Source organism: Polaromonas sp., from assembly GCF_030682935.1.
In the GTDB taxonomy this organism is placed as follows: domain Bacteria; phylum Pseudomonadota; class Gammaproteobacteria; order Burkholderiales; family Burkholderiaceae_C; genus Polaromonas.
Genome location: NZ_JAUXNA010000225.1, coordinates 16,042 through 31,479 on the forward strand (window position 1 = coordinate 16,042; position 15,438 = coordinate 31,479).

The following is a 15,438-nucleotide window of genomic DNA, read 5'->3' on the forward strand; positions in this document are numbered from 1 at the left end:
CCCAGATCGCCGTGACCGCCAGCACCCCCGCGCCCCAGCCGACCGGAACGGCGTACGCCAAAGGCAGCGCGCGCCGCAAGCCATGGTTGGCCGCCAGCGCCGTGGACAGGGTGGTGTTGGGCCCGGGCGTAAAGCGCATCGCCGTGGCCAGCACCAGTAAAGCCGTAAATTCTTGCCAGTTCATGGGGCTGACTTTATCGCCGAAACCAGCACAGTAGCGATACAGTCAGGGGTACAAATTTCAGAACTGTATGGCTCGCCCCGTCAGTACAGCTGTTCCACCCCGTCCCCAGGACTCCGCCATGTTGATCAAGACCGCGTCGCAATCACTGACCGAGCAACTCTGCGCCCGCTTTGCCGAGCGCATTCGCAGCCATTTGCTGGCCCCCGGGGCGCGCCTGCCTTCGGTGCGGCTGTGCGCCGCGCAGCAGGGCGTGAGCGTGTCCACGGTGGTGGCGGCTTACGACCAGCTGCAGGCGCAGGGTCTGGTGGTTGCGCGCAGGAATCGCGGCTTTTTTGTCCGTGATTCATCATCGAATATGGCTCGGGCGCCCGCCGGTAAAGCGCAGGCAGCGATTAAAAACACAGTAAATGGACCTGTCGATGCGGCCGCGCTGATTCGAGGCATGTTCCACCAGGTCAGCGACCAGCCGCAGCCCGGCATGGGTGTGTTTCCGCCGGACTGGCTGGAAACCAGCTTCATGCCGGCGGCCGTGCGCAAGGTCACCAGTGCCAGCGCGCTGCGGGCGTTTTCGCTGCGATACGGCGAACCGCTGGGCGACGCGGGCCTGCGCCGGTCGCTGTCGCAAAAGCTGGGCGCGCTCAATGTGCATGCCGCGCCCGAGCAGATCATCACCACCGTCGGCGCCACCCATGCGCTGGACATTGTCAGCCGCACCCTGCTGCGCGCTGGCGACTGCGTGATGGTCGAGGAACCCGGCTGGGCCGTGGAATTTGCCCGGCTCGATGCGCTGGGCATGCGGATTTTGCCGGTGCCGCGCCGTGCTGACGGCCCCGACCTGGCCGTGATGGCGCAGTACTGCCAGCTGCACAGCCCCAAGCTGTTTGTCAGTGTCAGCGTGTTCCACAACCCCACCGGTTACTGCATCACGCCGGGCAGCGCCCACCGCGTGCTGCAGCTGGCCCATCAGCATAATTTTCATATTGTTGAAGACGACACCTACAGCCACCTGGCGCCCGAGCACGCCACCCGCCTGTGCGCGCTCGACGGCCTGCAGCGCACCATTTACGTCAGCGGCTTTGCCAAGATTCTCGCGCCCGGCTGGCGCGTCGGCTTCATGGCCGCCCCGCCCGACCTGGTCGAGCGCCTGCTCACCACCAAGCTGCTTGCCACCCTGAGCACGCCCGCGCTGCTGGAGCAAGCGCTGGCCTGGTGCATCGACCAGGGCCAGTTGCGCCGTCACGCTGAACGCATACGCAACCGGCTCGACCAGGCGCGCGGGCGCAGCGTGCAACTGGCGCTGGCCCACGGCTGCACTTTTGCGGCCGAACCGGCAGGCCTGTTCGGCTGGGTCGAAACCGGCGTGGACACCGACGCGCTCGCGCAGCGCATGCTCGATGAAGGCTATTTGATCGCCCCCGGCGCGCTGTTTCACGCGGTGCGCAAGCCCAGCACCCTGATGCGCATCAACTTTGCGACCACGCAGGAGGCGGCATTCTGGACGGTGTTTGCGCGGCTGCGGGACCGGATGACCTAAGCCGCGCCACGGCGTCAACCAGCGCAGTCCCCTATTGGCGACATTTGCTATAAATTACATAGCTGCTTGCGCTCGTGTGTATTTGGCTGGAGGCCTAAAACACCTATAGATTAAGAAGGGGCGTCTTTCCCGCTCAAAGCATCTCGTCGGGCGCAAACGGCCCGATCAGCTTGAGCATCAGCCTGAGCCCCAGGCTGGCGTCGGGTTCAGTTTTCGAATCCTTCAGGGTCGAGCCCTGCGGCGCGCGCCAGACCAGTCCACCGTCCACCAGTTCCACCCGCCAGGCGCCGCCCACCAGCGCGGGCTCGATCATGCGGGTGGCCTCGGCGGACAGGGTGCGGTTGCGGATGACGATGGCGACCTCGCTGTTTTGCAGCTTGGAGCGCAAATCCAGGTTCATCGAGCCCACCATCAGCAGGCGCTTGTCCATCACCACCACCTTGGCGTGCAGGCTGGCGCGCGAGGCGCCCAAGGAGTCGCCCGCAGAACCGGCCATTGAGCCGAAGTGGGTGATCGTGCCCTTTTGTTCCGCGTGCATTTCGTAGAGCTCGATGCCCATGGCCAGCAGCGCTTGGCGGTAGCGCGCATAACCCGCGTGGGCGGCGGGGGCATCGTTGGAGGCCAGCGAATTGGTCAGCACGCGAACGCGCACGCCGCGTTGCCGGAGGTCGGCAAACTGCTGCATCATTTTTTCGCCGGGCACGAAATAGGGCGAGACGATCAGCAAATCGGTCCTGGCCTGCGACATCAGCTGCAGCAGGCCATCGACCGCCGTGTCCTGCGATTCGCCCACGGCATCGGCGTCAGCGGCAATTTTGGATGGTTTGTCCACCAGCATCACAGAGGGCGCCCAGGTCCAGTTCAGCAGGCGCAGGTCGGTCGAGTCAGGCAGCGCCGGAATGGTGGTGGTGACGCCGCTCAAGGACGTGGTGGTGCGCTCGCTGGTTGTTTTGTTGGGCGCGGGTGGCGAGGTTTGCGTGACGCTGGCCGGCACGGCGGGGTCATCCGGGACAGCGGCCGCAGGCTTGAGCGCTTCGATTTCCTCAACCGTCATCAGCGACTGCACCGGGTAAGCCAGCGGGTTGTTCCAGTACTGGTCAAAGCTGCCCGACAGGTCACGCGCGATGCGGCCGGCGGCCAGCACGTCGATGTCCACAAAGTTGGTGCCTTCGCTCTGGCCAAAATAGGTTTCGCCCAGGTTGCGGCCGCCCACAATGGCCACCGCGTTGTCGGCCACAAAAATCTTGTTGTGCATGCGCCGCTGCATGCGGGCCACGTCCTTGAGGTTGCTCAGGATGCGCAAAAACAGCGCGCCGCGTCCGCCCGGCAAGGGGTTGAACAGCCGAAACTCGATGTTGGGTTCAAAAGCCAGCTTCAGAATCCGGGCGTTCTTGCCCGAGGTGTTGAAATCGTCCAGCAGGATGCGGATGCGCACGCCCCGCGCGGCCGCCTCGCGCAGCGCTTCGGACATGCGCTCGGTGGTGTCGTCGGCCAGGATGGCGTAGTACTGAATGTCCAGCGTTTTTTGCGCCGCCCTGATCAGCGTCATGCGGCTGGTGAAGGCCAGTTCGGCGCTGCCCACGAGCGCAAAACCGGAGTCGTTGCGGGTGCCGGCCGTGGCGGCCCGCGCTGCCACGGCCTGGCCGATGCGGGTTGTTTCAGGGTTGGCCAGCGCGCTGGAGACCGGGCGGTCCACCTCGCGGGGCAAGGACGCGCAGCCCGTCACCCAAACGCTGAGCAACAGCAGGCTGAGCCAGCGCGATGGGCGGTGTGCCGGCAAGGCATTCAAGAAAGCGGGGCGTCGCGCAAAAAAGGTCTGCATAGTGCTTGCCACTGTAGCCTAAGCACCGTGGTTTTGGCCCCCAGCGCCGGTCTGTTCTGCCGCCTTTGCCTGTAGGCGCCCGGCCTGACTGCGCGGCCGGGAGGGCCACTCCACTATGCCATCAGCGGCGCTTCCTGCATGGCCTCGGTTTGCGCCTCCAGCATGTCGACCTGGCCCTTCCAGTAGTCACTGGAGCCAAACCAGGGAAAGTTGATCGGGAAGATCGGGTCGTGCCAGCGCTGCGCCAGCCAGGCGCTGTAGTGCACCAGGCGCAGCGTGCGCAGGGGCTCGATCAGCGCCAGTTCGCGGCGGTCAAATTCCCGAAACTCCTCGTAGCCGTCGACCAGCGCGCCCAGCTGCCGGGTGCTCTGCGCCCGGTCGCCTGACAGCAGCATCCACAGGTCCTGCACGGCCGGGCCGCTGCGCGCGTCGTCCAGGTCGACAAAATGCGGACCGGCGCCCGGCAGCCCCTCGGGCGTCCACAGAATGTTGCCGGGGTGGCAGTCGCCATGCAGGCGCAGCTGCTGCACATCGCCCGCGCTTTCAAACACACTTTGCGCCACCCCCATTGCCTCGTCAAACGCGCGGCGCCAGCGCGACTCCATGTCCAGCGGCAAGTAGCCGCCCGCCAGCAGCCGCTCGGCCGACGCGGTGCCAAAAGTGCTCAGGTTCAGCGCCGGGCGGTGCGTGAAAGGCCTGGCCGCGCCCACGGTGTGGATGCGCGCCAGAAAGCGGCCAATCCATTCGAGCACGTCGAAATTTTCAAGCTCGGGCCGGCGGCCGCCACGGCTGGGCGAGACACTGAAGCCAAAGCCCTGGAAGTGGTTCAGCGTGGCGCCGTTCAGCGCCAGCGGGCCCACCACCGGGATTTCGGCCGCCATCAGTTCGGCGGCAAACGCATGCTCTTCCAGAATCTGCGCATCGCTCCAGCGGTCCGGCCGGTAAAACTTGGCCACCACCACCTCGCCGGCCCTGTCGCCCGCACCCGCAGGGCTCTCAAGATGCAGCTGGTAAACCCGGTTCTCGTAGCTCGACAGCGCCATCAGGCGTCCGTCGCCCATCAGGCCGACGCTGGCCAGCGCGTCCAGCACCACATCGGGGGTCAGGGATTCATAGGCATGGACGGCGTCGCGCGCCGGTGCGGCCTTGTTGTGTTCAGTCATGCCCCATTGTCGTTCTGCGCAGGGGCGGACATCAAGGGGCGTTCCCTGCGCCTCCAAAAAAACCCGCCGATGCAGGACGGGCGCGCGCATAAACTGCAGGGTCATGCAAAAAACCAGCCCCCCCCCCACCGGCAAGACCTCCCGCAAAGCGCCAGCACCTGCCACCGCAAAAGCTGGCAGGCCCGAACAGGTCATCGAAGAGCTTCGCCCCGGCCAGTCGATTGAGCTGCTCAAGGCGCTGCACATCCTCACGCGCGAGGGCAAGCTCAACCAGGACACCCGGCGCAAGCTCAAGCAGGTCTACCACCTGTACCAGTTCATTGCGCCACTGCTGGAGGAAGTTTCCGCCGGTGACCGGGACTTCACGCTGGCCGACCACGGCGCCGGCAAGTCCTACCTGGGCTTTATTCTGTATGACCTGTTTTTCAATGTGGCGCACCAGGGCGAGAAGAAAAACGGGCACATCTATGGCATTGAAACCCGCGCCGAGCTGGTCGACAAATCCCGCGCGCTGGCTGCGCAGCTGGGCTTTGCGCGCATGTCGTTTTTAAACCTTCTGGTGGCAGACGCCACCACCTCGGCCGAGCTGCCCGACACCGTGGACATCGTGACCGCGCTGCATGCCTGCGACACTGCCACCGACGACGCGATTGCCTTTGGCCTGGCCAAGCAGGCCCGCCACATGGTGCTGGTGCCCTGCTGCCAGGCCGAAGTGGCCAGCGTGCTGAAAAAAAGCCGGGCGCTGAACCTGGCCAAAACCCCGCTGGCCGAGCTCTGGCGCCACCCGCTGCACACGCGCGAATTCGGCAGCCAGATCACCAACGTGCTGCGCTGCCTGCAGCTTGAAGCCCACGGCTACCAGGTCACCGTGACCGAACTGGTGGGCTGGGAGCATTCAATGAAAAACGAGCTGATCCTGGCCAGCCGGCCGGCCACGCCCAACCCCGGCAAAACCCGCGCCGCGCAAATGCGGCTGCAGCAGGTGCTGGACGAGTTGGGGCTGGGGGAGTTGAGTACGCGGTTTGCGGTGCAGATAGCTGCGCAGCCTTAACGGTGACAAGGTGTCCGAAGTCACCTGCAACCTGAGCCTGCTCGGAAAAACCCTGCCCGTCACGCTCAAAGCCCGTCAGTTCAACTGCTACGCCCGCCTCATGCTCAAGCGCGAAGTGTGCGGCGGCGACTTCGAAACCACGATCGACCGCACCGCCTTCGGCATGAACTACGGCATCGACTGGGGCTTCCCGAAAAACGTCCGCCTGGTGATCCAGATCGAAGCCGTCAAGCAGTAAGTGCCTTCCCGTTTGCAACCCCGCGTTGCACAGAAAAGCCCCGCCAGTCAGGTGACGGCGGGGCTTTTTTGATTTGCCCGGCGCAAGGGCTTTACGGAAGGCTCTCACCCCCGATTTAAAGGGGGGATGGGTCATGAAACAATCGTAAATAATTGTTATGGCGGGATTAAGATGCTCTGCACTACAAGTTTCAGGGAGCAAGCCATCATGTCGGAAGCACTGGCCCACTCTGGCGGGCATTCGCTGGCCGCGCACCTGCAGTCTGTGGCCGCAATGGCGGCTGATTTTTCAAAAGCGTTTGAACCCGCAGCCGCCACGCAACGTTGGGCCTATGTTGCGGGCCTGTGGCATGACCTGGGCAAGTACCGTCCTGGGTTTCAGCGCTACGTGGCGTTGGCCGACAACATCAATGCGCACATCGAGGGCAAGGTGGGTGGACGAGAGAAAACACACTCTGCCGCAGGAGCTTTGTGGGCATTGCAATCGCTTGAAAAGACGCACGGAGCCAACGGAAAACTTGCAGCTCGTTTGCTGGCTTATCTGATCGCGGGCCATCACGCGGGCTTGGACGACTGGGATGGCGGCCTCAAAGAGCGGCTGGCGCAAGCCGATTGCCAGACTGAACTACAGGAAGCCTTGGCGGCCCAGCCGCCTGTCAGCATTCTTGAATTTGGCGACTTTGTCCCCGATCTGCGCCAAATTCCCGGCGGCGCAGAAGGCTTCTCGCTATGGGCTCGCCTGCTGTTTTCGTGTCTGGTGGACGCCGATTTTCTGGACACGGAGGCGCACTTTGACGCGGGCAAGCCCGCCCGGCGGGAAGGCTTCCCCGAACTGGATCAAATGCGGGCCGCTTTGGATGAGCACATGACCGCCAAGACCGCAGCCGCCCAAGCCACACCCTCCACCGTCAATACCTTGCGCGCCGACATCCTGCGCCAGTGCCGCGACAAGGCGGCGCTGCCCGCCGGGTTCTTTTCGCTCACGGTGCCCACGGGCGGCGGCAAGACCTTGTCCAGTTTGGCGTTTGCCCTGAATCACGCGAAAACCCACGGCAAGCGCCGGGTGATCTACGCCATTCCCTACACCAGCATCATTGAACAGACCGCCGACGTATTTCGCGAGGTGTTCAATGCGCTGGGTAGCGAAGTCTTGATTGAGCACCACAGCCAGGCCGATGCGGCTGACCGGGACGAGACTGCCCGCAGCCGTCTGGCCTGTGAAAACTGGGATGCGCCGCTGGTTGTCACCACCAACGTGCAGTTGTTCGAGTCCTTGTTCGCTGCCAAAACCTCGCGCTGCCGCAAGCTGCACAACATCGTGAACAGCATCATCGTGCTGGACGAAGCGCAGCAACTGCCGCCTGAATTTTTGCAGCCCATTCTGGATGCGCTGAACCTGCTGGTGAAGCACTATGGCGTAACCGTGGTGCTGTGTACCGCCACCCAGCCCGCGTTGAATACAACCGACTATTTCGATGCCAGCAGCAACCTGCGTGGACTGGACAACGTGCGCGAAATCATCGACGACCCCGATGCCCTGTTTAATGCGCTTAAACGAGTAAATGTGGCGCTGCCCCAAGACTGGTACACGCCGACGCCTTGGGTCGATACTGCTGCGCAACTTGCCGCCGAAGACTGTGTGCTGGCCATCGTCGGCACCCGTAAAGCCGCCCGCGAATTGCAGCGTTTGTTGCCGCCTGACACCTTGCACTTGTCGGCCCTCATGTGCGGCGCGCATCGCAAAGTGGTCATCGACCAGATCAAGGCACGTCTCAAAGCCAAGCGCGAGGGGCACGACCTGCGACCGTTGCGGGTGGTCAGCACCCAGTTGGTCGAGGCCGGGGTGGACATTGATTTTCCCGTGGTGTATCGCGCCCTGGCCGGGCTGGACTCGATCGCGCAGGCCGCAGGGCGCTGCAACCGCGAAGGACGACTGAGCGGGAAGGGCCGCGTCGTGGTCTTCGTGCCGCCAGAGCCCCCGCCCATAGGGCACTTGCGCAAAGGCGCGCAGGCCTGTGTCAGCACCTTGCATGGTCAACAAGCCGATCCACTGGCACGCGCCTTGTTTGCCACCTACTTTCGGCAGTTCTACAGCTCCGTTGATCTGGACAATAAAAAGATTGTGCCCATGCTCAAGGTGGAGCCAAAAACGCTGGGCGTGCAGTTCCGCTCTGCTGCCGGTGCCTTTCGCCTGATTGATGACCAGGACTCAGCCACGGTCGTGGTGCGCTATGCCGAACACCGCGACGAGATTGAAAAACTACTTGGCAAGCTGGCCGCAGAAGGCCCGGCGCGCTGGCTCATGCGAAAGCTGCAGCGCTACACCGTCAGCATCCATAGACGTGTGGCCGACAGGATGCTCATGCAGGGCAGTCTGACGCTGCCCATGCCGGGGCTTTATGTGCAAGTGAATGCGGACAACCTTTACGACCCCATGCTCGGCTTGAAGCCGGACGATGATTTATACAACCCTGGTGGCTTCGCACCTTGAACGGACTTTATGAGTAAATTTTGTCTTGAGGTTTCTGGCCCCTTCGCCTGTTTTACCCGCCCTGAAATGAAGGTCGAGCGCGTCTCATATGACGTGATGACGCCCTCTGCGGCGCGTTCCATTTTTGAGGCCATTTTGTGGAAGCCCGCGATTCGATGGCGGGTGCATCGCATTGAAGTGCTCAAACCCATTCGCTGGATCAATCTGCGGCGTAATGAGGTCAGCGCCGTGGTGTCCACCCGCAATGTGCAGCAAGCCATGACGGCAGGCAGTGGCACGCTGGGGCTTTATATCGAAGAGGAACGCCAACAACGCGCAGGCTACTTTTTGCGCGATGTGGCCTACCGCATCCACGCTGATTTGTCGCTGGCACCTGGGAGGGCGGGTGAGCCCTTGATGAAATACACCGAGATGTTTGCCCGCCGGGCCTCCAAGGGGCAATGCGTGAACCAGCCGTATTTGGGTTGCCGGGAATTTGCCGCCGCCTTCGGTTTGGTGGCGTCAGATGCGCCCGCCGCGACCCCCATCAGCGAAACCCGCGAACTGGGCTGGATGCTGCATGACCTGGACTTCACCCATCCCTCAGACCCACAGCCGCGCTTCTTCAACGCGAAGATGGCGGCGGGCGTGATTGAAGTTCCCCCGTTTGAGGAGGCACGCGGATGATTCTCCAGGCATTGAATGACTACTATGCGCGCGCAAAACTGGCGCCGCCCGGTTGGGAGTTAAAAGCGATTCCATTCTTTATCGTGCTTGACCATGAGGGGCAAGTTGTGATCGTTACATCTCGCGCCGATAAGGAAAATCCAAGGGGCAGCCCAATACTGATTCCTCAGTCTGAAATTCGATCAGGAAAAAATGCCTGGGCGCAGCCCAATCTCTTGTGGGATCACTACGGGTTTGTGCTTGGTGAACCGAAGCGCAAACCAAACGGCGAAATTGATCCAAGTGATTCGGTTGAAAAAGCTGCCAAACAACTTGGGGCATTCATTGCACGCGTTGAATCTATGGCTTTGATGTACCCAGGATCAACTGGACTTGCAGCGGTATCAAAGTTTTACAGACAAGGCGAGTACAAAAAAGTCTTTTCTAGACCTGACGCAGTGGAGATGGTAAAGATCGCTGGTGCGAATATGACATTTCGGCTTGCAGGTGCCGTCGAACCAGTTATTCATGAATCTTGGCTTCAAAACCACGTTAGTCAGGGCACATCTGCTGAAGAGGAAGGTGATGCCAGCAGTGCTGTGCAGTCTGGCGTTTGCTTGGTAACAGGTAAGTTTGAAGAGATTGCACGTCTACATCCGAAGGTGTACGGCGTCTGTTCCAAACCTTCTCCACTTGCAGCTGCAAATACAAAGGAGGCCCCGGCCTATTCCTCGTACGGCAAAGAGCAAGGCTTCATTTTTCCAATTGGTAAACCAGCTGCTTTTTCGTACGCTACAGCGTTGAATCATTTGCTGCGTAGAGATTCCACTCAGCGCGTTCAGATAGGCGACGCTTCCACCGTATTCTGGGCAGAAAAAGAGTCAGAGTTTGAATCTGCCGTTCCTGATATTTTTGGCGAGCCACCCAAGGACGATCCAGATCAGGGCGTGCGTGCAGTACGTGCGCTATTCGAAGCCATGCAAAGCGGAAAATTGAGTGGGCCTGACGGTATGACTCGTTTTCACATGTTGGGCTTGGCCCCCAACGCCGCCCGCATCAGCATTCGCTTTTATCACTGCCTGCCGCTGCATGAACTGGGCGAGCGCATCCTCCAGCATTTCACAGACCTCGAAATAGCGCGTGGCCCCCATGACCCGCAATACCCGAGTTTGAAACGCTTGCTGCAAGCCGTGTGCTTGGCCACCGGTAGCCAACCCCACGGCGATATTGAAAGGGTGCCGCCGAATCTGGGCGGTGCCATCGTCGATGCTGTCTTTGCCGGGCCAGACGTGCCGTACCCCAGTTTGTGGCTCAACGCCGCCGTGGGGCGCTGCCGGGCTGAGCAAAACGTTAACTACTACCGCGCAGCCGCCATTAAGGCTTGCCTCAATCGCCAGGTCCGTCGTTCATCTGTCACACCCACCAACCCGTCCCCCGAGAAGGAGTTTTTGTCCATGCTTGACCTTACCAACACCAACCCTGCCTACCGGCTGGGTCGGCTTTTTGCCGTTCTGGAGCGGATACAGGAGTCATCCGCAGGCGGGCCGGGCAAGCTCAATTCAACCATCCGGGATCGCTATTACGGCGCTGCATCGAGCACCCCCGTCGCAGTGTTCACCACCTTGCTGCGGCTCAAAAATGCACACCTGAAGAAGTTGTCTGTCGGTCAAGCGGCATGGTTTGAAAAGCTGTTGGGCGAGATTTTGGGTGCCGTGGCCGATTTCCCCAAACATTTACCGCTGCCCGACCAAGGCCGCTTCGCGCTGGGTTATTACCACCAGCGGCAAGACTTTTTCACCAAAAGACCTGACGACTCCACCATCATTACTGAAGGAAACCCATCATGAATCTCGCCAACCGCTACGATTTCGTTCTCATTTTTGACGTGAAAGACGGCAACCCCAACGGCGACCCGGACGCCGGCAACATGCCGCGCATGGATGCGGAATCCGGTCACGGACTGGTGACGGACGTGGCGCTTAAAAGGAAGATCCGAAATTTTGTCGGACTGGTCAAGGATCAGGATGTACGCGAGCCCGAGGCAGGTGAAAAACGGTTTGAAATTTACGTGCGTGAAAAAGCCATCCTGAATCATCAGAATCAGCGCGCCTATGCTGCACTGAAGTTGGATGCCGTTGAATTGGTCGGCGAAGACGATGCGGTCATTGCAGCGGAAGAGGCCGATGCCAAAAAGAAAAAGGCTCCCAAAGAAAAGCGCAAAGGTGGTGCGGACGACGTTGGCAGCGCACGGCAATGGATGTGCCAAAACTTCTTTGACGTGCGTACTTTTGGCGCCGTTATGTCCACCAAAATCAACTGCGGCCAAGTTCGCGGCCCGGTGCAACTCACCTTTGCCCGCTCAGTCGAGCCGATCGTGGCGCTGGAGCACTCCATCACCCGCATGGCGGTTGCCACAGAAGCAGAAGCGGAAAAGCAACAGGGCGACAACCGCACCATGGGCCGCAAGCACACCGTGCCCTACGGCGTGTATGTCGCCCATGGCTTTGTTTCATCCTTCCTCGCCAAGCAGACCGGGTTTGGTGACGACGACCTTGAACTGGTGTTCCAGGCGCTTGCGCAGATGTTCGAACACGACCGCTCTGCCGCCCGTGGCGAAATGTCAACGCGTGGGTTGTACGTCTTCAAGCACGACAGCGAACTGGGCAACGCCCCGGCCCATGCCTTGTTCGACCGCCTGCAAGTCAAGCCCAAAGAAGAGGGTGCAGTCGCCCGGAGCTTCGATGCGTATTCTGTTTTGTTTGACGATCAAAGCTTGTCGGTCGGGCAATCAGTCCAGCCCGCAGCGGGCGTCACCCTGACCAGAAGATGCTGAAACACAAGGTCTTGAAAGTCACCAAGCATGAAAATCCTGCCCACTGAATTTGACGGTCAGTCCATCCGCCGCGTGTACGACGAAGCCACTGAAATATGGTGGTTTTCGGTGATTGACGTGGTGCAGGTGCTGACGCAGCAGCCAGATGACCTGACCGCCCGTAAATACTGGAATCAACTCAAGCGCCGACTCGGCAATGAGGGGAGTGAACTGGTGACAAACTGTCACCAGTTGAAGATGCTCGCCACTGACGGCAAGCAACGCCTCACCGACGTCGCCACCGCCGAAACCCTGTTGCGCCTGGTGCAGTCCGTCCCCAGCCCCAAGGCCGAGCCCATCAAACTCTGGCTCGCCAAGGTCGGCTATGAGCGCATGCAAGAGATGGCCGATCCGGCCCTGTCGCTGGACCGGGCGCGCCAGACCTGGCAGCAACATGGGCGCAGCGACAAGTGGATTCAGCAACGCATGACCGGGCAGGAAACGCGCAACAAGCTGACCGACTACTGGCGCGGCCATGACATCAAGGAAGGCAGTGAGTTTGCCATCCTGACCAATATCATTCACCAGGAATGGTCCGGGGTCAGCGTCAACGAGCACAAGGGCATGAAGGGCCTGAAAAGTCAGAACCTGCGCGACCACATGAGCGAGGCGGAACTGATTTTTACGGCGCTGGCCGAGTTGTCCACCCGGCAGATTTCTGAAAGCGTTGACGCCACTGGCATGCCGCAAAACAAAACAGCGGCCAAGGCCGGTGGCCGCATCGCCCGCCAGGCGCGCCATCAGCTAGAAAGCCAGACAGGCAAATCGGTGGTGTCAGGCGAAAATTTCCTGCCACCCGCTGCCAAGAAGGCCCTGAAGCCACCGCGAAAAGCGTAAGGCGTAAGGCGCCACGTCAACGGGAAACCTTATGGACGAGCCTGAAAAAATCCCCCTGTCGGCCCTGCAGCACTGGCAGTATTGCCCGCGCCAGTGCGGCTTGATTCACCTGGAGCAGGTGTTTGACGAAAACGTCCACACCCTGCGCGGCCAGGCGCTGCACGCCAAGGTGGACCAGCCCGGCGTTGAGACCGCCAAGGGCGTGCGCGTTGAGCGCGCCTTGCCGCTGTGGCATGACGAGCTGGGCCTGGTGGGGAAATCCGATGTGGTCGAGTTTTTGGCCGGGGGCGTGCCTTATCCAGTTGAATACAAACACGGCAGTCGCAACAAGGCCGCCGACATTGCCGCCTGTGACGACCTGCAACTCGCCGCCCAGGCCCTGTGCCTGCAAGCCATGGCCGGCAAACAGGTGAACGAAGGCGCCATTTACTACGCCACCTCCAAACGTCGGCGCGTCGTGGTGATCACCGACCCATTGCGTGCGGATGTGGTGCACACCGCCGATGCCATTCGCCAGATGCTGGCCAGTGGCGAGCTGCCCCCGCCCCTGGTGTCCGAGCAAGCGGCCAGGCGCTGCAAGGCCTGTTCGCTACAAGAGCGCTGCCAGCCCCAAGCCACCCACGCGGGCGTGCTTGCCGCGCGTGCGGCCCTGTTTGATCCAGACGCCTAGCGCCTAGCGCCTAGCGCCTGACGCCTGATGTGAGCCCATTCGCCCATGCAACTTCTCAACACCCTGTACATCACCACGCCCGAAACTTATTTGCGGCTGGACAACGACACCTTGCGCGTCGAAGTGGAGCGCGAAACCCGGTTGCGTGTGCCCTTGCATCACGTGAGTTCCGTCGTCTGCTTTGGGCACACGGGTTTGTCCGCCCCGCTCATGCACCGCCTGGCAGAAAGCGGTGTTGCGCTGGTGCTGCTTGATGACAACGGCCGCTTCAAAGCGCGCCTGGAGGGCGCGGTCACGGGCAACGTGCTGCTTCGGCAAGCCCAGTTTGCGCGCATTTCTGACGCGGCCTTCACCCTGGATATGGCCCGCGCCTGCGTGGCGGGCAAGATCAAAAATACCCGGCAAGTGTTGCAGCGCGGAGCCCGCGAGGCCAAGGTGGAGGATGAAGCCAAGGTGCTGGCGCGACTTGCCGATGACCTGGCTGCTGCCTTGCGCGCCTTGCCCGACGTAAACGACCTGGACAGCCTGCGCGGCGTGGAGGGTGCAGCAGCCCGCCAATACTTCACTGGCCTGAACCTGCTGGTTCGCGCCGATCAGCGCAGCGCCTTTAGCATGGACGGGCGCACACGCCGCCCGCCACGCGACCGCTTCAACGCCATGCTGTCTTTTTTGTATTCAATGTGGATGAATGATTGCCGCAGCGCGCTGGAGGCCGCCGGGCTCGATCCGCAAGTGGGTTTTTTGCACGCCTTGCGGCCAGGCCGTGCGGCATTGGCGCTGGACTTGATGGAAGAGTTCCGTCCCTGGGCCGACCGACTCGCCCTGACGTTGATCAATCGCGGCCAGCTGGCGGCTGATGATTTTGTGCTGCGCGAGGGTGGCGGCGTTCAACTGGAGCCGGCTGCCCGCAAGGCCGTGGTGGTGGCGTATCAGGAGCGCAAGAAGGACGAAGTCAATCACCCCCTGCTGGCGCAGTCGGTGCCGCTGGGTTTGATGCCATTGGTTCAGGCGCGCTTGTTGGCGCGCGCCATACGCGAAGACGGTGCGCCCTACGTGCCCTTTGTTGCCAGGTAAGGATAAAAATGCTTGTGCTTGTCTGCTACGACGTCAGTACCGAATCCAGAGAAGGCCGCCGCCGCTTGCGCCGGGTGGCGAGGGTGTGTGAGGGCATTGGGCAACGGGTGCAGAAATCGGTGTTTGAATGTCAACTCGACATTGCAAAATTCGAGGCATTGGAGCGAGCGCTTTTGGCAGAAATTGACCCCAAAGCGGACTGCCTCCGGCTCTATCGCATTCCCCAGACAAGGGGCTTCGAGGTGTTGGAACACGGCGCCTTCGTGGCGGTGGACTTTGACGGGCCGCTGGTGCTCTGATTGACCTTGATTTCCCTTCATGGGGGCAATCCCCGTGGTAAGGTTGCCTGCGCGGACCCCAAGTGACTGCTATTTCACCGAGAGGTTCGCGTCCCCCGCAAGCCATTGATTTAAATGATTTTTTTGTATTTTTCATGCACATCCGGCCCGCGGCTTGCTTGCTTGCCAGCAGGTTCGCGCAAAAGTACGAAAAAATCGTTTGCCAGCAATGCTTTGGCAGCGCGGGGATTCGCCCGTCAGCAATGACGGGCGTGGATTGAAACACGCGTGGCGTCGTGCAAAAAGCCCTGACCGGCGGATTCGCCCGTCAGCAATGACGGGCGTGGATTGAAACACGTAACGACCGACATTCAAAAGATGCTTATTGAGATTCGCCCGTCAGCAATGACGGGCGTGGATTGAAACTTCTGTGCTGAATCCCGTCTCTCGGCCTGCTCCACGATTCGCCCGTCAGCAATGACGGGCGTGGATTGAAACAACGCAATCCGCGCCAGCTTCCCGTCCTCGGAGGATTCGCCCGTCAGCAATGACGGGCGTGGATTGAAACCTCCACAGGGAG

Annotated in this window: 12 protein-coding genes, 2 pseudogenes and 1 CRISPR repeat array; of the genes and pseudogenes, 11 read left to right on the top strand and 3 right to left on the bottom strand. The window is 61.3% G+C overall.

Annotated elements, in window-relative coordinates:
- Positions 1-31: 31 nt before the first annotated feature.
- Positions 32-184 (bottom strand): annotated as a pseudogene (locus Q8K05_RS10205) (LysE family translocator); the annotation flags it as partial.
- Positions 185-302: 118 nt separating this feature from the next.
- Here Q8K05_RS10205 and Q8K05_RS10210 point away from each other — a divergent pair.
- Complete coding sequence (locus tag Q8K05_RS10210) at positions 303-1,718, top strand: PLP-dependent aminotransferase family protein (protein ID WP_305246509.1); 1,416 nt, start codon at positions 303-305, stop codon at positions 1,716-1,718.
- 133 nt (positions 1,719-1,851) lie between these two features.
- Here Q8K05_RS10210 and Q8K05_RS10215 read toward each other — a convergent pair whose 3' ends face one another.
- Positions 1,852-3,540, bottom strand: a complete 1,689-nt coding sequence (locus Q8K05_RS10215) for a phosphatidylserine/phosphatidylglycerophosphate/cardiolipin synthase family protein (RefSeq protein WP_305246510.1) — start codon at positions 3,538-3,540, stop codon at positions 1,852-1,854.
- Positions 3,541-3,653: 113 nt separating this feature from the next.
- Positions 3,654-4,703, bottom strand: coding sequence for a serine/threonine protein kinase (locus Q8K05_RS10220; protein ID WP_305246511.1), 1,050 nt, complete (start codon positions 4,701-4,703; stop codon positions 3,654-3,656).
- 103 nt (positions 4,704-4,806) lie between these two features.
- Between Q8K05_RS10220 and Q8K05_RS10225 the strand changes: the two genes are divergently transcribed.
- From Q8K05_RS10225 to cas2, 10 genes and pseudogenes are all read left to right on the top strand, one after another.
- Positions 4,807-5,754 carry an SAM-dependent methyltransferase gene (locus Q8K05_RS10225; protein ID WP_305246512.1) on the top strand — a complete coding sequence of 316 codons (948 nt, stop codon included), beginning with the start codon at positions 4,807-4,809 and terminating at the stop codon, positions 5,752-5,754.
- A pseudogene (locus Q8K05_RS10230) lies at positions 5,747-5,992 on the top strand (YceI family protein); the annotation flags it as partial. The gene Q8K05_RS10225 and the pseudogene Q8K05_RS10230, both read left to right, overlap by 8 nt.
- Before the next feature lie 207 nt (positions 5,993-6,199).
- On the top strand, positions 6,200-8,482 hold the full coding sequence (locus Q8K05_RS10235) for a CRISPR-associated endonuclease Cas3'' (protein ID WP_305246513.1): 2,283 nt from the start codon (positions 6,200-6,202) through the stop codon (positions 8,480-8,482).
- A gap of 9 nt (positions 8,483-8,491) precedes the next feature.
- Positions 8,492-9,148: a type I-C CRISPR-associated protein Cas5c gene (gene cas5c, locus Q8K05_RS10240; RefSeq protein WP_305246514.1), complete on the top strand. Its 657-nt coding sequence runs from the start codon at positions 8,492-8,494 to the stop codon at positions 9,146-9,148.
- On the top strand, positions 9,145-10,974 hold the full coding sequence (cas8c, locus tag Q8K05_RS10245; RefSeq protein ID WP_305246515.1) for a type I-C CRISPR-associated protein Cas8c/Csd1: 1,830 nt from the start codon (positions 9,145-9,147) through the stop codon (positions 10,972-10,974). Before cas5c ends, cas8c begins: the two co-directional genes overlap by 4 nt.
- Positions 10,971-11,960: a type I-C CRISPR-associated protein Cas7/Csd2 gene (cas7c, locus tag Q8K05_RS10250; RefSeq protein WP_370868822.1), complete on the top strand. Its 990-nt coding sequence runs from the start codon at positions 10,971-10,973 to the stop codon at positions 11,958-11,960. Before cas8c ends, cas7c begins: the two co-directional genes overlap by 4 nt.
- Before the next feature lie 27 nt (positions 11,961-11,987).
- Entirely contained in the window at positions 11,988-12,836 is an 849-nt protein-coding gene (locus Q8K05_RS10255; RefSeq protein WP_305246516.1) for a BRO family protein, read from the top strand.
- Between the two features lie 31 nt (positions 12,837-12,867).
- Positions 12,868-13,506: a CRISPR-associated protein Cas4 gene (cas4, locus tag Q8K05_RS10260; RefSeq protein ID WP_305246517.1), complete on the top strand. Its 639-nt coding sequence runs from the start codon at positions 12,868-12,870 to the stop codon at positions 13,504-13,506.
- A 45-nt stretch (positions 13,507-13,551) separates the two neighbouring features.
- A complete protein-coding gene (gene cas1c / locus Q8K05_RS10265) occupies positions 13,552-14,580 on the top strand; it encodes a type I-C CRISPR-associated endonuclease Cas1c (protein ID WP_305246518.1) in 1,029 nt (342 codons plus the stop codon).
- 8 nt (positions 14,581-14,588) lie between these two features.
- A complete protein-coding gene (gene cas2 / locus Q8K05_RS10270) occupies positions 14,589-14,879 on the top strand; it encodes a CRISPR-associated endonuclease Cas2 (RefSeq protein WP_305246519.1) in 291 nt (96 codons plus the stop codon).
- Between the two features lie 226 nt (positions 14,880-15,105).
- Positions 15,106-15,426: direct repeats of the CRISPR family, unit length 37 nt; unit sequence GATTCGCCCGTCAGCAATGACGGGCGTGGATTGAAAC.
- Positions 15,427-15,438: the final 12 nt, after the last annotated feature.